We start from the raw sequence: 17,810 nt of genomic DNA, 5'->3' as shown, positions 1-17,810 counted from the left end.
CTCGGTTTGTCAGCGCGTGAACAGCGGCCGTGCCAACCTTCAGGGTACCCCCGTGTCGCGCTAGCCGCTCCGCGTCGCTGGTCACGTTGGCCAGCGCACACTCCGCCGCCACGAGCCTCTGTCCCGGTCACGTCAACTCGTTCCGACCAGAGCCCTGCATCCCAAGCCCGCTCTTGGCCCTGTCCGACGAGCCGAAATCGAAGACGGCGACGAGGATACCGCCGATTGCGACCGCTGCACTTCCAAGCACGGACAGTCCGAACCAGATCTTGAGGGTCGACCCTGTCGCGATTGACCACGAATCCCACCGGACCCAGGAGAAACCGAGTAACGACTCACCGGGATAGGAGGATCCCAGCATGAGCCACAGTCCGTAGAACCCGACGGCTGGCGCAACAACGGACAGGAGAGCGCCGCCGGAGCGGGCGGCCCACGGCCCAAATCGGAGTAGCCACACGATCCCGAAGGCGACGAGGACAGCGAGGGCGGACACAGCCGGGAACAGGTAGCGCCCCTGCATGCCCGCCACATTCCCCGTGTGAAGGTAGTTCATCCATGCCTGGATGAGAAGGACGAGGATTGTCACAGGTACGAACAGAGTGAGGACAATCAGAGCGGGGCGCCGCCCCTTCGCCGCTCTGAGCCCGGCGATCGCCATGATTGCCGCGATGACGGTGAGACCCGCGACTAGGGCTGGTGGCATCGGCAGTTCAAGCCAGCCGAACCTGCCCCAGAAGGATCCGACGAGGTTTTCGAGGGCGGTCGTGAGGAAGTCGACAGGGTCAGGATCCTCACCTGCCCAGTCGGTTGCCTCGTTCGGGTAACCCGCTGGCTGGATCGTTCCGTAGAGGACGAGGTTCCGCACCCACCAGTAGCCGCCGATAAGGAGGCCTACAATACCCGCCGCGCCGGCATAGACGGCTTTGCGGGTCCGTGGCATCGCACCATGTGAGAAGAGAAAGGAGAACCCGACGACGAGTCCGAAGGGAATGAAGGTTGCTTTCGTCCACAGGCCAAGCCCGAGAAGGGCACCGACAAGGAGAACGTCGCGCGCGGCCGGGGTGCGTGTCAGCACCTTCGCGCACGCCATCGTGAGAAGCGCTCCCGAGAGGATAAAGAGGGAATCATTGGTGACAGCCGAACCGGTGTGAGCCAGCTGTGGAACCGCAAAGACTGCGGCTCCCGCGGCGAGCGACACCCGCCGCCCCAGACCAAGCGTGCGGGCCGTCGCGATCGCCGACGGGACGACCCACATGACCATGAGCGCGGACAGGATGCGCAGAGCGAGTAGCTGACCATCCCACTGCCAGCTGTCCGCGCCGAGAAGGGTGAGATAACCGGCGGCAAGTCCGTAATAGAGGGGCGGATGCTGGGTCATTTGGTCGACGCCCACTGACCCGCCCCCACCGAACTGAGGAACCGACCGTTCGACCTCATGGAGCGGATCGACGCTCGCGAAGGTCGAGCCGTTTCCCTCGATGATGCCGCCCTCGAGCCGGTAGAAGTGGGCGATGCTGAGGTCAGGCGCACCCGGCGGGACAAGCCCACCCTCGACTGCGATCGTGAGGACGGTCGGGTCGAGGGTCGCTTCCCCCGGCGCCGGCCATCCGCCCCCACCGACGAGCCGCATGACCGAGTTGTAGTGTGCGGGAGCGTCGGGGGTGCGGAAGGTTGGCGTCGCGTATGCCCAGGTGATGAGGAAGATGAGATAGATCGCTGTCAGCAGTGCACTGGCACTGACAAACAGTCTGCGCTCCATCCGTGACCTCCCCTCGACGACGAAAGAGTACCAGGAGGTTTTAGCCGAGCAGCTCCGGGCGCTTCCAGTCCGCTCCGCGCACGTGGGTGTCGAGGAAGGCGAGGACGGTCTCATACCAAACCGCCGAGTTCGACGGCTTAAGGATCCAGTGATTCTCATCCGGGTAGTAGAGGAACCTGTGGCCGTCTGCCTTCGAGTATCGCAGGAGGGAGTGCCACAGGGCGTGGCTCTGCGACACGGGCACGCGGTAATCCTTGTCGCCGTGGATGACGAGCATGGGAACCTCGATCTGCTCCGCAAAAGCGTGCGGCGAGTATGTCCCGGCCTGGGTGGGTGACATCCATTCGTGCCATTCGCCGTTGTCGGTTGTCCTCCCCATCATGTCGACGTTCCACAGCGAGGCGTGGGTGACGATGCAGGAGAACCGGTCTCCAGTATGGCCGGCCATCCAGTTCGCCATGTAGCCGCCGTATGATCCGCCGAGCAATGCCGTCTTCTCACCGCTGATATCGTCGCGAGCCTCGGCCGCATCAACCAAAGCGAGAATGTCGGTGCAGGGCACTCCACCGAGTTCATCATTGCCGCGGTCGATCATGGCCTGGCCGTAGCCAGTCGAAATCGCCGGATCGGGAAGAAGGACAGCATAGCCCCGAGCGACAAACGGACCCGGGTTCCAGCGCCACGTCCAGTCGTTCCACGACCCCCACGGGCCACCGTGGACGAACACGGCGAGCGGGGCAGGCTCATCCGACTCCGGAAGTGCGAGCCACGCCCGCACCTGCGTGCCATCCTCGCCGGTGGCCGTCACCTCGGTCAGCCGCCCGACCTTTGCGATCTCCGGGGTCAGACGTGGTAGCGCCGTCACGTCGCCGCTGACGGGATCGACAGTGACGGGGGTCGACGGCTGGTCGATGGCGGACTGGAGACAGAAGATCACGCCATCGCACACGCCGATGTCGTGGTAGGCGTCATCGTCCTCCGTCAGGAGGGTGTGCTCGCCGCTCCCGACATCAACCCGGTACAGGGAGGCACGACCGCGCCGGTCGGCGGTCATGATAAGGGTCGATTGATCGAGCCACACAGCCTCGGACGGCCAATCGTCAAACGAGGTGCTGAGCGGATGCCGTTGCGCGGTTGCGACATCGGCGATCTCGATCGTGTTCCGCAACGGATGACCATCCCGATTGGCGGTCGAGACGTGGATGATGGCGCGGTCGCCGGAGGGCGAGAAAGCACCGGCACGATAGCTTGCGAGCCTGTCGCCCTCCTCACCCGAGATCGCAGGAGCAAGAGCAAACGGGATCGTCTTGCCATCTCGGATGAGATAGACGGACCGCCACTGGACGGTGCCGTCGGTCGTCTCCTCCATCGTCACGAGAAGAGCCGAACCATCGTCCGACACCTCGACGCTCTCCAACCTGCCGGCGGGAACCTCGACCGGCGTCAGCTCGATATCGTCATCACCATCGAGGGACGGAAGCGTGGCCTCGTAAAGCCGGGAGTACGCGGGGCCGTGGTCGTGGTCCCAGTAGCGGACAGGGAAGCTCTCATGGAGGATCGCGCTCACCCCGCGCTCCTTGCGCTTCTTGCTCACCTCCGCATGCTCGTCTTCATTCGTCGCGGTTTCGAGCGACGAGGCAACAATGAACAGCCGGCCGCCGGCCGCGATGACGCCGTCGACGCCGCCGGGACGGCGCAACACAACACGAGCCTCACCGTGAGGCGGCAACATCCAGAGCGCCTCAGTGCCCTCGTCCTCAGACCGATCATCGTCACGTTTCGAGGTGAAGTAGATTTCGCCGCGCTCGCCAATGGCGGCGAGCGATTCGCCCTTCTTCGCCCGCGTCAGCGGGACCGGCTCCTGCCCAACCTCAACGAGGCGCGTCGAGTAAGAATCAAGCTTGTCGGAAATTGTCGCGACGGATGCGATGGAGCGGCCGTGCCGTGTCTCCATTCCGGTGACCCGAGGGGTCGAGACGAAGTCGTCGAGAGAGGAGTAAATCTGCTGCGGTGTGGTTGAACTCATGTCGCCATCGTATCCGCCTCGGGGCTGTACGTTGAGGTCACGAGGCCACGAACGGCGATGTCGTGTGCGAGAGCGGGAGCCGGAACAGGCGAGTCCTCGACTATATTGGCAATGTGCCAGCGCAGACAGCTCTCCCGCTCCGGCAGCGGCTTCAACCCCACGTGCCAGACATCGTGGTTGCTCTCGTCATTGTCGCTGTCACCGCGATCATCTGTCTGCCCGGCATCTCCCGCTTCACCGGGGTGTCCCTCTACGACGAGATGACGCATGTCGACTATGCGTACAAGATCGCTTATGAGGGTCGCGTCCCTCGTGCGATCGAGCCGCTCTCCGACGCTGTTCTGGCCGAGTGGGCGTGCCGTCCCACGCTCTGGAACCCTACCGACGAGCTGTGCACGCTCGCAGAATCTGGGCAGGCTACCCCCGGGGAATTCCCGGCAGATGGGGTGAACTACAACGGTTTCCATCCGCCGCTCTACTACGCCCTCACCGGGCTCGGCGCCCGCGCTCTCATCGCCATGACGAGCCCTGTGTCAGACCTGTCGCTCGTCGTCGCCATGAGAGTCATGTCGGTCCTGTGGCTGTCAGCCGGGCTCCTTGCGTTCTACGGGACGATGCGGATGTGGCTGGGGCGCCGCTCTCTCAGCCTCGCCGTCACTCTCGCACTCGCGACGACACCCGCCATCGCGTCATTCGGGGTCCAGGTCAATCCGGATGCGGCAGCGATCCTTGCTGGGACTGCCGCGGTTTATCTTGCTCACCGAATCTTCCGTGGCCGGCCCTCCTTCCGAGCGACGGCGATTCTCACGTTCCTCGTCGCATCGACAAAACTCCTTGCAGTCGTTGGCATCTTCGCCGTCGTCACGGTTGCACTGCTACGAGGGCTCAGGAAGGACGACCGGCAGCTGACGTGGATCGCACCCTTTGGCGGGGCCGTGCTTGGCACCGCCCTGTCTCATCTCATCTCCGAGCTCCTCACCCTGCTCGCGGGCCCGCCAACGCAGGGCAATCCCATCATCGGCTTGTCAACCGAACACCTGGTCGGTCCGTTCACGAGGCCTCTCGTTGACACTCTCGGGATCAACGCGGACCTCGTCAGCATGTACTGGCTACCGAGTGAGCTGGACTCAACACTGTGGGCGATGATCGCGCGGGTGACGGGGCTTCTCCTTATCGCCGCCGTTGGTATCCTCCTCGTCGCCCACCCTGGTAGCGATCCCCGATTCAACCTCGCCCTCTCCACGCTCGCAGGGGCCCTCTCGGTGCCGATCCTCATTCAGATCCGCCAGCTCATTGCCAATGGGCAGTATTTCGACGGTGTGGCCGCACGCTACGCCATCACGATCGTTCCCCTCGCCTTCGCCTGCGCGGGGATCGTCCTCGCTCAGCGCCGCTGGGGCCCGGCTGCCGCATGGGTGTTCAGTGGTCTGACCGCCGCTATCGCCCTCGGGTCGACCACGGGAGTGCTGACACTGTGACACTCTCGCCCCGAGTCCGTGATGGCGCTGCGATCGCCATCATCTTCTTCTACACGCTCCTGCTCTGCATCCCTGCTGTCTTCCGTTTCGATGGCGTCTCGCTCTATGACGAGATCACGCACTTCGACTACGCCTATAAGCTCACGGTCGAGCATTCGATCCCGAAGTCGGTCGAGCCGCTGTCGGAGGAGTCGCTCGAAGCCTGGGCGTGCCGCGACAGCGACTGGATCGATGACTCGACGGACCTGTGTGAACGCGCCGGTACGGGCAAGGCGACACGGTACGAATTCCCGGTCGACGGGGTCAACTACAACGGCTTCCACCCTCTCGTGTACTACGCGGTCACGGGCTGGGGCGCTCAGGCGCTGACTGCGGCCGCGAGCCCGGTCGCTGACCTCGACCTGTTTGACGCGATGAGAATCATGTCCAGCCTCTGGCTCGCTACCGGCATTTCCGCGTTCTACGTCGTTCTGAGCAGGTGGATTGACAGGAGGCCTCTCGCACTCGGAGCGGCGCTCCTCCTCGTCTCCCTGCCAGCCGTCACTCTCTTCGGTTTCACGATCAGCCCCGATGCTGCTGCACCACTCGCCGGCGTTGCCGCCATCGCCATAGCGAGGAGAATGGCGGACGGCAGGCCCGCCTTCGTCATGGCTGCCGCTCTCACGTTCTTTGTGGCGAGCACGAAGCTCCTGTCGATCGTTGCGATCCTTTCTGTTGTCACGGTCGGTCTGCTCTACTCTCTCCCTCATGTGAAAAGTCGAGGCCGCGACCTGTGGCGGTGGGCGGGTCCCTTCATGGGGGCGGCGCTCGGCGCCGCGGTGTCCTTCGTCGGTGCAACGCTTCTCACGCGCGCGGCTGGCCCGCAGACGATCGACAACCCTGCTGCGGGACTGTCGACCCTCGAACTGCTTGAAGGTCCGGGGACACCAATAGTCGAGACCTTCGCAACGGGGCTCGGGATTGTCAGCCCCTATTGGATGCCTGACGAGCTGGACTCGCCCGAATGGGCGGCGTTCTCGCGCCTCATGGCGCTCCTCATCGCTGCCTCCCCCTTCATCATCATGTGGCTTTCCCAACCGAAGAGCCGCGATTTCATCCTCGGCCTTTCGCTCCTCGCTGGCATGCTCACCGTTCCGGTCCTCATCCAGGTGCGGGAGATCGTCACAAGGGACGAGTACTTCGCGAATGTTGCGACCCGCTACTCCATCGCCCTCGTTCCCCTCGCTATCGCTATCATCGCGATCATCGCCTCCCGCCGGCCGTGGGGTACCACCGCTGTCTGGTCGATCGCGGGGGTGTCGATGCTTATTGCGCTGGCATCGATCAACGGCGTCTTCACCATCTGAAAATTGCATCTGCCACGACAGTCGCCGACGGGTTTAGGCGCCGGCTTCGGGGCGACAACTTCTTCAGCCGCCGCGAAGAGACCTCGCACTCGTGACGTCAGATCGTCGGGCGCGCTTCGGCCACGAGTCAGGAAGTCTGGCATCGCCGCGGACCCGATCTCACGCGAGGCATCGTGTGCGGGCGCCGCTTGCCGGTAAGATGGGCGCCACCCGACGCGTGTTGGGATGAGCCATGTATGTACGTGATGGCAGAATGCTCCCCGCGCTTGCGGGGTCAAGGAAGGTCGGCACGCAACTGGTTGGTGGGAGAAGGGAAATTCCGTGGAAACGGACCTTCCCTTCTCCTCAGAGCTAAGGGTCCTTTCTTATCTGACTTAACGACCTTCAGGACAAGAGGCCTCAGTCCGCGAGAAAAAACCTCGAGCGAAAATTATGAACTGTATATACGTACAAAACAACTTGCGCGATGTAGACTGACGATGTTGTCACTTCCGGGTCATGAATGGAGCATACGTTGGCGCTTGGTCAGAAATCATGGCTTTTCTGGGCGAAGACGCCCGATAGGTTCATGTCGAGCAACGATGCCGACATGGATCGAGATCTCTGGCTCTCACTGGGCCAACATCTGCGTGACAGCGCAGATGTTGGGGGGCTGCTCGTTGATCAGTGGATCGCAAACGCGCTGCGCAGAAGGCTCATTGACCTCGCCGGCGACCTCGAATCGGCAATAGCACTTGTCTCGTGGCTCGCAGGCACCCATGACATCGGCAAGGCAGAGCTTCATTTCGCGGGGCAGTTGGCTTGGCATCCCGAGTTCAGGAGGCTCAGCTCAGCGATTCTCGAGGCCCATGACATGGAGAAGAAGTTCGCCGATCCTCTCCTGCGGAGGCCCCACTCGCTCTACTCCGATCTCATACTGGCCAACTGGATCCGAGAGCAGTTCCCCGAGGCGGATCCAGCGGCGATTGCCTCACTCAGCGGCATCGCGGGATGTCACCACGGAAAACCAAGCGGCCTGTCTTTGCGAGACCACAGTCCGAAGAGCTCGTTCCAGGATTGGCTCCGCCAGCACAGTGCATCATGGCGAGACTGTTGGGAGGATTTGATCTCCGATATCGTGGACAGAACTGGAGCCCGGAGCGTTCTGGGGCGCGTGCTGGCCAGCGGTGGAATTCCACTTCCGGACCAGATTCTGCTCTCCGGCCTCGTCACAACGGCTGATTGGATAGCCTCGAACCAGGAGCTTTTCGGACTATCCCATTCAGGCCGACACTCCTCGGATGATTCCAGAGCAGAAGAAGCTCTCGAACGATTGGGAATGACGCGAAGCTGGACTGCTTCCGAAACCGTCATGCCTCCTTTCAGGGACCGCTTCTCCTGGCCCGAGCAGGCCGAGCTACGCCCAGTCCAGAGCCGAACTGTCGAAGCCGTGTCGAGAATCGACGGTCCCACACTGGTCATTATTGAAGAAGAGATGGGACAGGGTAAAACCGAGGCAGCCCTCTTGGCAGCCGAAATAATTGCCGGGCACACAGGTGCCGGAGGCGTGGCCTTTGCCCTGCCGACGATGGCGACGACCGATGCGATGTTCAGTCGCCTCGAAAGATGGGCGGAATCGCTCGTCCGAGAAGCCGACGGAGACCACTCGATCTTTTTGGGCCATTCCCGTTCACGGCTCAATCCAGAATTCGCGCGGCTTCGGCGGAGAACCCGCGGTATCGAAGCGGATGGCGGCGATTCTTCCGTCATCGCCCATCAGTGGTTCACGGGGAAGAAGGGCTTGCTGGCGGAATTCACCGTCACTACGGTCGACCAGATTCTTATGGCCGCGCTCGCAACTCGGCATGTGACCCTTCGTCATCTCGGCCTTGCCGGCAAGATCGTCATCATCGACGAAGTCCATTCATACGATGTCTACACCTCGAGCTACCTCGAGAGAACATTGACCTGGCTGGCCGCGCAGCGAGTGCCTGTCGTTGTACTCTCGGCCACACTGGCGTCGAGCATTCGACGCAGACTGCTAGACGCCTACAGGAACGGTCTGGGCAAGACATATCTCCCTGAAACCGCCCGAGCGACAGATAGAACCGCTCTCCTTGCAAAGATCAAAGCACGTAAAGCAGCGAAGGAAATCGAAGCAGGTGAGCAGGAAGCCACTGAGCGCGTACCGTACCCACGACTGACTTTGGCGGATGGTCAAGGTATTCGGCAGATGCAGATCGACCAGCGTGCAGGACATCGACTCCTGACGATCAGGCCTGCACCGGAAGACCTGATCGAGGCTATCGGAGCGGCTGGCTTCACAGAATCTGACGGCGGAGTTCTTGGCGTAGTGTGCAACACCGTCCAGAGGGCCCAAGATGCGTTCGACGCCCTTACCGAACGCTATGGAACGTCGGGCATCGAACTCATCCACTCCCAGTTCACGCTCGCCGACCGAGCCGAACGGGAGCGCGAACTTGTCGAACGCCTCGGCCCCGACGCTCATCGTGGATCGGGACGCCCCCAGCATCGGATCGTCGTGGGGACTCAGATCCTCGAGCAGTCCCTCGACATCGATTTCGACGTGATTGTCTCGGATTTCGCTCCCACCGACGCGCTACTTCAAAGGGCAGGTAGACTCCACCGACACAATCGCCCCTTCGCTGACCGGCCACCGACTCTTCGAGAACCGCGACTCTACCTCCGCGGGGTCGACGTCACAGGCGATGTTCCAGAGTTCGACAGCGGGGCACTGGCGATCTACGGGGAGCGAGTCTTGCTCGCCTCCTTAGCGGTGCTTACTCCATTTCTCACAGACTCACTCTGCCTTATGCATGATCTCGACGCTCTGGTGGAGAAGACGTACTCACCCGTTCTCGAGGTTCCGCTCGCGTGGCGCGAACCGTACGGAGCTGCGATGGAGATGGAGCAGTCACAAGCGGAGCATTCGAGGCATAAGGCCGCGCAGTTCCAGACGAAAGCACCCTCAGCGAGTCACGGCAACATGAACTATGCATTAGAGGCGATGGTCAAATCTGATGCCGCCCGTTCCGATGTCAGCGCGGCGGCTCATGTTCGTGATATCGAGCCCGGCCTCGAGGTGCTCCTCGTGTGGGATCGCGACGGCTATGTTTCACCGTTGCCCTGGCTAACGCCGGGAGATGAAGAAGTGCTTCTCGGCGAGTTCGATGTGCCGCCGCGCGCGGTTTCTCAGGCTCTTGCCTCCAGCCTCATCCGGTTGCCCAGATGGCTTGTGCCGCCAGGACGCTCTATTGATCAGGCCATTGAGCACCTGGAGAAGTCCGGTATAGCTGCCTGGCAAGCGGACTTCAGGCTACGTGGCCAGCTCCTACTGCGTCTTGATTCCAAATTTGGAGGAGAGCTGTTGGGAAGGCGATTCAGCTACAACAACGAGGTGGGGCTGCGCCGGGCCGAGGGGCCACGCGGCATGAACGAACCCAAGAAATGGCAAGAGGACTACGACAGTGATGAATTCACAGACGAGGAATGGGAATGGTGACGGAACAAGAAGGCTCCAGCTTCAACCTGCTGACTGAGCCCTGGGTAAAAGTCAGATCAATCGATGGTGTGAACGAGGAGGTGAGTCTCTATCACCTGTTCTCACACCTCGACGATTACACAGACCTCGGCGGCGAATCGCAGACGCAAAATTTCTCAATCTTGCGCCTGCTGCAGGCCATCATCATCCGGGGCGTTCGCGATGCCGACGAAATCGACGACACCTTTACTCTGGGCGAGCGCTGGGCGTATGTGCGCTTCGCAGACCTCGGGTCAACCACACGGAGGTACCTGGAGAAACACGCAGATCGGTTCGATCTCTTCGACAGCGTCGCCCCGTTCTATCAGGTCTCCGACCTGCGGAGCATGAAGGATGAGGTCAAACCCGCGTCCACGCTGGTACCCGACGTCGGCCCGCAGCTGTTCTCCACGTCTACGCAGGAGACCAGCAGCGAGCTTTCTCCCGCTCTTGCGGCACGCTGGCTGGTCCGACTACACGCGTACGACACCTCTGGCATCAAGACCGGGGCCGTCGGAGATCCCCGCGTGAAAAATGGGAAGGGTTACGGGATTGGCACCGGGTGGCTCGGTGCTATCGGAGCCGTTCAGATCGTCGGCAGGAACCTGAGAGACACCCTGGTCCTCAACATTCCGATGACTGATCTCGTCGTCCCCCAGCGCGAGCAGTTCCGCGATCTCCCGCCGTGGGAGCGAAAGCCGGACACGGCCGCGCCGAGAGATCTCGACGCACAAATTCCCAATGGGTTAGTGGATCTCCTGACCTGGCAGCAGCGCAGGGTTCGCCTTGTCCCAAATGCTGAAGGGACCGCTGTCACCCACACCGTCATATCGAACGGCGACAAGATCCAGGTTTCCAACATGTTTCTCGATCCAAGCACCGGCTATCGCTACTCAAAAGCGCAGTCAAAGGGCGGTGTCGAGGTCCACTTCCCTAGAACGCACGACGCGGAGCTGACCGTCTGGCGTGGCATCCAGGGCATCTTCGAGGAGAGTGCCGCCGAGAAGGAGAAGGGCCGCAAGGCCCCGCTCCTCCTGGGTGCTGAGCAGGACATGAGCGAGGAGCTCTCGAGGGACTTCGGCGGCGAAACGATTGGGCTGCGGCTCATCGGGGCACAGTACGGAACCCAGGACGCCATCCTCACAGGCGAAATCTTCGACGAAATTCCGGTCAGCATGTCACTCCTCCTCCGCCATGGCGCGGACATGCGACGCGTCGCTGTTCGCGCCGTGGATCGTATCATGTCGTTCCGCGGGAGTATGAAGTGGTTCCTCAAGCAGCTCCTCATGTGCGGTGGCGCGTCACCAGAAGACGAACCGACGGGGCCAGTCCAGGCATGGCTCAACGCTCTCGAGAAGGAGTTCGTGCAGTGGCTCTCGACCCTCTCCATCGGGATTGACGCGGACGAGGCGGACAAGCAGTGGCGCGCGATCATGTGGCGCGTGTCAGCGGCAGAAATTCGGTCTGCGGTAGAGGCCGCCGGCCCTCGAGCAGCGGTGGGCCGACTCGAGGTCAACGAGAACGGCAACAAGATTCTCCATTCGTCGGCGCGCTATGAAGCGTGGATCATGCGGAAGCTGGGAGAGATGACCGGAGCCCGCCCGACCGCATCGGCGAACTCTAGAAGAGACGCAAAGCAGAATTCCAATAAAGAAGGAGCAGCATCGTGAACGACACCCATCAATCGGAACAGCTGAGTGACGGAATCGGCCAGGCAGTGTCTCGACTGCAGCATCAGTTCCTCGAGGCCGGGGATCCGTCTGCCCGCAGAAAGCTGGCGGTCCTGCGCAGAGCCGTCAATGAGGACCCCGGAGAGAGCCCCGAGGTCTGGCAGATGGTTCTGGAGGCTCTCCCAGAGAAGTACATCGGGCGCAGGGACCAACCCACCGCCGGGGAATGGGCCGGTCATCTGGCACTCACCCTCTATGCGGTACACCAGCGGGGGAACGTTCGCCCAGTCCATGTCGTCGGACAGAGCTTCGGCTCGGCCGCGGGGACCCTCCTACGAGGCCGCACCGAGTCGACCAAGCGCACGTACGATGCCCTGCTCTCCGCCACAAACTTCGCCACGCGCAGACACTACCTTAGGGCTCTTATCGGCTTGATGGCCACAGACAGCACGAGCTCGCGAGCAATCGGCCTTGACTACGGCCGTCTCGCGAACGACATCTATCGGCTCCAGTTTGGGAAGTTCCGGTCCAGTGTGCTCCGCACATGGGGCCGTGACTTTTACAGAGCCTTTTCGTGGGCACCTGAAAGGGAGACCGAAGAAGTCTCCACGCTCTGACCGACCACCGAGACAACGTAGAAATTCTGACAAAAACAGCAAAGGAACATTTGACATGACAACCTTCATTGATTTTCACGCTCTCCACACTCTCGCTCCCAGCAATGTGAACCGAGGCGAAGACGGCTCCCCGAAGTCCGCCTTTTTCGGCGGAGTACAGCGGCAACGCATTTCGTCACAGGCGCTGAAGGCCGCCCAGCGCAAAGCCTTCTCGAACTATCTCGACAGCTCAGAGCTGGGTGTGAGGACGAAGCGCATTGTCGAACTCGTCGCGCGGCGCATGACACAGATTGATCCCGATATCGATCTTGACGATGCCCTCGCCGCTGCGGGTCAAGCGATGGAGAAGGCAGGCTTTAAGCTGACCAGTCCCAAGGTCAAGAAGGGCGAGGACGTTAAGCCCCCGACCGCTGGATACCTCGTTTTCCTCGGAGAGCACCAGGTCGAGCGCCTCGCCCGCCTGCTCCTCGAGACCGAGGACGTCAAGGCGTTGACGAAGAAAGACGTGCATACCGTTCTCGACACAGAGCACGCTATCGACGTCGCACTCTTCGGCCGAATGGTTGCAGATGATGCGGCGCTCAACGTCGATGCAAGCGCACAGGTTGCCCATGCGCTCGGTGTACACGCCGCGGTTCCAGATTTCGACTACTACACTGCGGTCGACGACATGAGCCGGGCGGACGAAGAGACGGGAGCCGGTATGATTGGCACGATCGAGATGGTCTCCTCGACGATGTACCGGTATGCAACTGTCAATGTCGACCAGCTGATGGCGAACCTCGGCTCGCGAGCTGCAGTGAAGCGAGCCCTGGAGGCCTTCGCCTCGACTTTCATTGAAGCTCTCCCGAGCGGCAAGCAGAATACATTTGCGGCTCATACTCTGCCCGAGGTCGTCGCGGTCGCAGTGCGAGACCGGCGACCGGTCAGCTACGCGAACGCGTTCGAAACCGCAATTGAAGCGGATTCGGGTCAGAACCGCAGGAAGCTTGCGGCACGCTCACTAGCGTCCGAGGCGTCGGCAGTTGCGGAAACCTACGGACTGTCCCCCCTTGACGAATGGGTGGCGGCCGTTCCCAGCCTTCAGGACGACGTCGAGGGCCTTGGCGACAAGGTAAACACGCGTGAGCTGATCGAGAACCTGCTGGAGGCTCTCGACTCAGCTCTCCCTGCTGATGCGACCGCGGGCAGGGATGGAGAATGAGCTCTCTCATACTTCGAGCGAAAGGGCCTATGCAGTCGTGGGCTGTCGACTCTCGCTATTCCACACGAGAGTCTGGGCGGGAGCCGAGCAAGTCCGGAATTGTAGGGTTGCTGGCAGCTGCTCTAGGACGATCCCGAGAGGAGGATGTCTCTGACCTCGCGGAGCTGAGGATGGGCACGCGAACGGATCAGCCCGGCCGTCTGCTCGTCGATTTCCACACTGCGAAGGCTCCAGGTAGTAAGCACTCCACTCTCTCGTGGAGGCACTATCTGTCGGATGCTGCTTTCACCGTCGCCGTCTCCGGCGATGACAGTCTCATTCGTCAGATCGCTGAGGCCGTATCAGCGCCGCGGTTTCCCCTCTTCCTAGGACGGAGAGCATGCCCTGCGCCCGTTGATCTGATGGGAGGCGTCTTCGACGTCGACGACACAGAGTGCATCCTTCGCGACCTTGATAGGACACCGTGGCTCGCATCAGGCTGGTACCGACAGCAGTCCGTCCGGCAGGTTTACCTTTCGATCTCTCGCGATGCTGAACCCGGAGAGCCGGGCGATCTTGTAAGAGACGTCCCTCTCTCCTTTGATCCTCGACAACGAGACTACGGTTCACGCATTATCGCGCGATGTGAGCCCCTTCTTGTTGGGAATCCCCAAGGCAGAGAGCTCGATGATCCATTCTTTGCACTCGTAAAGGAGGACTGATGTATCTCAGTCGATTAGCAATCAATCCACGACGCCGAGAGGCGCGAAAACTGCTGGCGAACCCTCGGGCTATGCATGCGGCTGTAGAATCGTCCTTCCCTCCCCGCGAGCACGACGCCGACCCAGATCGGGTTCTCTGGCGCGTTGATGAGACGACCGACAGAGTAACTCTCTATGTCGTCTCCCCAACAGAGCCAGACATGACCCACCTTGTCGAGGCGGCCGGATGGGAGACCGCGCCCGGGGAAAGCCTCCAGTACAGTCGGTTCCTCAAGAAGGTTGAGGACGGACAGAGATTTCAGTTCCGCGTCACCGTAAATCCGGTCAAGAGGCTGTTCGTTCCCGGCAACAGGGGAAAGCTGGTACCCCACGTCACAGAAGACCAGCAGCTCGCATGGTTCTATTCCCGGGAAGAGCGATGGGGCTTCCATGTTCCACTCCGCCCTAGCGAATCGGACGAAGGCGCTGGCGATGAACGGCTCGCACGAGTGGTGAAGCGCTTGGACCGATCCTTTTCCAAACCAGAGTCGAATTCACGGAGAACTGTGACGCAACGCCACGTCACCATCGTCGGAGAACTTGGAGTAACTGATGCGACAGCGTTCAGGAATGCTCTGGTCGGTGGCTTGGGGCGCGGAAAGGCATACGGTTGCGGACTCATGACTCTAATGAAGGTCGGTGCCTGACATGCATGGCGCTCCTCCCCCTGAGTCCCAGGAACTGGCGAGGGTGTCGGAGAGACTGTCGTTCGTCTACCTGGAGCGGTGCACCGTTCATCGCGACTCGAACGCGCTAACCGCAACTGACGAGCGTGGGACCGTCCACATCCCCACAGCGATGATTGGTGCTCTGCTTCTAGGGCCAGGAACGAGGATCACCCACGCCGCGATGACCCTTATCGGTGCGTCCGGAGCGAGCGTGGTGTGGGTAGGTGAGGGGGCAGTCCGCTGCTATGCCACGGGCCGTCCCCTCGCCCGCAGTACTCGCCTCCTGGAAGCTCAGGCACGCTCATTCGCCAGCCAGAAATCTCGGCTTCGCGTCGCCCGCGAAATGTATGAGATGAGGTTTCCGGACGAGGACGTGTCTGGTCTCACAATGCAGCAACTACGGGGACGAGAGGGCGCTCGCGTCAGGAAGATCTATGCCGCTGAGTCGGAGAGGACAGGAGTGTCCTGGTCGCGCCGCCAGTACAAGGTCGGAGACGTTGCGGACTCTGATTTTGTCAATCAGGCCCTCTCGAGCGCCAACTCGTGCCTCTACGGAGTAGTCGCTGCCGTGATCCACGCTCTAGGCATGGCACCTGGACTTGGTTTCGTCCATGTGGGACATGACTTGTCGTTTGTCTACGACATTGCGGATCTCTTCAAAGCCGAGACCAGCATCCCGGCAGCATTTGATGTAGTTGCAGCAGAGACAACCGACCCACTCAACGATGTTCGTCGGCTTCTTCGCGACCGTCTGATGACTGAGGGCACGATGGAGCGTACCGTGGACGCTATTCGACACCTCTTTCCCGTAGTGGCCGAGGAACCGCAGATCACGTACGACGAGGCACTCTCGATCTGGTCCGGCAGAGCAGACGGCCGCGTGCCCAGTGGCCAGAACTACGGGTGAGGTGCGCGATGATCGTCTTGGTCCTGTCTGCCTGTCCAGTCGGACTCAGAGGAGACCTGACAAAATGGCTCTACGAGATCTCTGCCGGCGTTTTCGTCGGCAAGGTGAGCGCGCGCGTACGAGATCACCTATGGTCCCGTGTCGAGGAGTTCTCTGGAACTGGGCGGGCCATCCTTATCTGGACCACCAGGTCCGAACAAGGACTCGGCTTCAGAGTCAAGGACCACCATTGGCAACCGGAGGACATAGATGGTCTTACATTGATGCGGAGGCCTCCTCCATCCGCTCCTCCAAGCTCGGAGATGAGGCCCGGCTGGAGCAAAGCCGCTTCGTATCGGCGCGGTCAGCGCTTCTCCAACAAGAGAGGAGGCGAAAACTCTCAATTAAAGGGTTTAGAATAGAGGACACTATGTATTACCTGCTCAGGAAGTGTGTTCCCCGCGCCTGCGGGGATGAGCCCACGACGTTTTCGGGGTCGGTGACTGTCCCACTGTGTTCCCCGCGCCTGCGGGGATGAGCCCGCCCTCCCCTACCTCGTCAACGGCTGGAAACAGTGTTCCCCGCGCCTGCGGGGATGAGCCCCCCTCGCTAGAGGGCTTTGCAGTAAGCATTACGTGTTCCCCGCGCCTGCGGGGATGAGCCCCGGGCCGGAAGGTCCCCAGGGTGAGCAGGGCCGTGTTCCCCGCGCCTGCGGGGATGAGCCCCCCCGGAATTATGCGCAAAGTGACCCGGACTGGTGTTCCCCGCGCCTGCGGGGATGAGCCGCACCCCCGGCCCGCTGCAGAAACTCACCAGGGGTGTTCCCCGCGCCTGCGGGGATGAGCCCCCCCACCGCCCCCGCGCCGCCCCCGGCACGGGGTGTTCCCCGCGCCTGCGGGGATGAGCCTTATTGAGGTCACAGAGTGACAGAAAAAGAGACGTGTTCCCCGCGCCTGCGGGGATGAGCCCCGGTCCGTGTCAAAATCGGACAGGTCCCAGGTGTGTTCCCCGCGCCTGCGGGGATGAGCCCACCTACAGCCCCCGCGCCGCCCCCGGCACGGGGTGTTCCCCGCGCCTGCGGGGATGAGCCGCCGCCACCATGGGCGACATAGTAGACCGGACCGTGTTCCCCGCGCCTGCGGGGATGAGCCCCCCTGCTCCGAGAGCGTGTCCGCATGAGCCCGGTGTTCCCCGCGCCTGCGGGGATGAGCCTGTACGCAACTTCGTCATTTGCCAGGTCGACCCGTGTTCCCCGCGCCTGCGGGGATGAGCCCCTGCAGCTCCGTCATATCGCGCCATAGCGGTAGTGTTCCCCGCGCCTGCGGGGATGAGCCCGTCAATGAGTTCGTCGCGGGTGAGGGCGGTTGGTGTTCCCCGCGCCTGCGGGGATGAGCCTGGTTAGTGAATGGTGACCCGCACGACGAAACAGTGTTCCCCGCGCCTGCGGGGATGAGCCCCGTAATCATCAGTCCTCCGTCAGTAATCTCAGGTGTTCCCCGCGCCTGCGGGGATGAGCCCACACGCATAAATTCATTTTTATCTCCTTTAGTGTGTTCCCCGCGCCTGCGGGGATGAGCCCAGGCATAGGGACCGCGCCTGCCGCTTGCGCTAGTGTTCCCCGCGCCTGCGGGGATGAGCCCCGCCACTTGGACCATCAAGGAAGAGAACTAAAGTGTTCCCCGCGCCTGCGGGGATGAGCCGCGGCGGGAGGAGCGCGGCGAAGCACTCACCCTGTGTTCCCCGCGCCTGCGGGGATGAGCCTGCGCTCGGTTTCGTTCACTGTCTTTCTCTCTCGTGTTCCCCGCGCCTGCGGGGATGAGCCCTAACAAATGAGTTTCATTATCTCAGTACCCGCGTGTTCCCCGCGCCTGCGGGGATGAGCCCGTTCTACATCCA

13 protein-coding genes and 1 CRISPR repeat array (1 of these 14 running past the window's edge) are annotated in these 17,810 nt (G+C 61.9%); of the genes, 10 read left to right on the top strand and 3 right to left on the bottom strand.

The genetic code is table 11. The features are described from left to right. Positions 1–127: 127 nt before the first annotated feature. From H7E91_RS03400 to H7E91_RS03390, 3 genes are read right to left on the bottom strand one after another with little or no spacing between them, the layout of a single operon-like run. Complete coding sequence (locus H7E91_RS03400) at positions 128–1,759, bottom strand: DUF2142 domain-containing protein (protein ID WP_182353706.1); 1,632 nt, start codon at positions 1,757–1,759, stop codon at positions 128–130. A gap of 40 nt (positions 1,760–1,799) precedes the next feature. Further along, complete coding sequence (locus H7E91_RS03395) at positions 1,800–3,785, bottom strand: alpha/beta hydrolase family protein (protein WP_182353705.1); 1,986 nt, start codon at positions 3,783–3,785, stop codon at positions 1,800–1,802. Continuing rightward, complete coding sequence (locus H7E91_RS03390; protein ID WP_182353704.1) at positions 3,782–3,946, bottom strand: hypothetical protein; 165 nt, start codon at positions 3,944–3,946, stop codon at positions 3,782–3,784. Before H7E91_RS03390 ends, H7E91_RS03395 begins: the two co-directional genes overlap by 4 nt. Here H7E91_RS03390 and H7E91_RS03385 point away from each other — a divergent pair, their 5' ends adjacent. From H7E91_RS03385 to cas2e, 10 genes are all read left to right on the top strand, one after another. Then, positions 3,947–5,263 carry a glycosyltransferase family protein gene (locus tag H7E91_RS03385; protein ID WP_182353703.1) on the top strand — a complete coding sequence of 439 codons (1,317 nt, stop codon included), beginning with the start codon at positions 3,947–3,949 and terminating at the stop codon, positions 5,261–5,263. It abuts the gene before it with no gap. After that, the gene (locus tag H7E91_RS03380) at positions 5,260–6,609 is read left to right on the top strand and encodes a hypothetical protein (protein ID WP_182353702.1); all 1,350 of its coding nucleotides are present in this window, start codon (positions 5,260–5,262) and stop codon (positions 6,607–6,609) included. Before H7E91_RS03385 ends, H7E91_RS03380 begins: the two co-directional genes overlap by 4 nt. Positions 6,610–7,198: 589 nt before the next feature. Beyond that, positions 7,199–10,111, top strand: coding sequence for a CRISPR-associated helicase Cas3' (cas3, locus tag H7E91_RS03375; protein WP_182353701.1), 2,913 nt, complete (start codon positions 7,199–7,201; stop codon positions 10,109–10,111). Then, positions 10,105–11,799 (top strand): type I-E CRISPR-associated protein Cse1/CasA, encoded by a 1,695-nt coding sequence (gene casA / locus H7E91_RS03370; protein WP_182353700.1) that lies wholly within the window; start codon positions 10,105–10,107, stop codon positions 11,797–11,799. Before cas3 ends, casA begins: the two co-directional genes overlap by 7 nt. Then, positions 11,796–12,416 (top strand): type I-E CRISPR-associated protein Cse2/CasB, encoded by a 621-nt coding sequence (gene casB, locus H7E91_RS03365; protein ID WP_182353699.1) that lies wholly within the window; start codon positions 11,796–11,798, stop codon positions 12,414–12,416. Before casA ends, casB begins: the two co-directional genes overlap by 4 nt. 55 nt (positions 12,417–12,471) lie before the next feature. After that, positions 12,472–13,620: a type I-E CRISPR-associated protein Cas7/Cse4/CasC gene (gene cas7e / locus H7E91_RS03360; RefSeq protein WP_182353698.1), complete on the top strand. Its 1,149-nt coding sequence runs from the start codon at positions 12,472–12,474 to the stop codon at positions 13,618–13,620. Further along, positions 13,617–14,321 carry a type I-E CRISPR-associated protein Cas5/CasD gene (cas5e, locus tag H7E91_RS12075; protein ID WP_182353697.1) on the top strand — a complete coding sequence of 235 codons (705 nt, stop codon included), beginning with the start codon at positions 13,617–13,619 and terminating at the stop codon, positions 14,319–14,321. Before cas7e ends, cas5e begins: the two co-directional genes overlap by 4 nt. Then, positions 14,321–15,007 carry a type I-E CRISPR-associated protein Cas6/Cse3/CasE gene (cas6e, locus tag H7E91_RS03350; protein WP_182353696.1) on the top strand — a complete coding sequence of 229 codons (687 nt, stop codon included), beginning with the start codon at positions 14,321–14,323 and terminating at the stop codon, positions 15,005–15,007. The genes cas5e and cas6e overlap by 1 nt, the downstream gene beginning before the upstream one ends. 1 nt (position 15,008) lies before the next feature. Then, complete coding sequence (gene cas1e / locus H7E91_RS03345; RefSeq protein ID WP_182353781.1) at positions 15,009–15,935, top strand: type I-E CRISPR-associated endonuclease Cas1e; 927 nt, start codon at positions 15,009–15,011, stop codon at positions 15,933–15,935. Positions 15,936–15,943: 8 nt separating this feature from the next. Continuing rightward, entirely contained in the window at positions 15,944–16,336 is a 393-nt protein-coding gene (cas2e, locus tag H7E91_RS03340) for a type I-E CRISPR-associated endoribonuclease Cas2e (protein WP_182353695.1), read from the top strand. Positions 16,337–16,366: 30 nt separating this feature from the next. Continuing rightward, positions 16,367–17,810: a CRISPR direct-repeat array (repeat unit 28 nt; unit sequence GTGTTCCCCGCGCCTGCGGGGATGAGCC); it runs 3,466 nt beyond the window's last position.

This window comes from Flaviflexus huanghaiensis, assembly GCF_014118685.1.
GTDB classification, from domain to species: Bacteria; Actinomycetota; Actinomycetes; order Actinomycetales; family Actinomycetaceae; genus Flaviflexus; species Flaviflexus huanghaiensis.
This window is presented reverse-complemented; position numbering and strand designations above follow the sequence as displayed.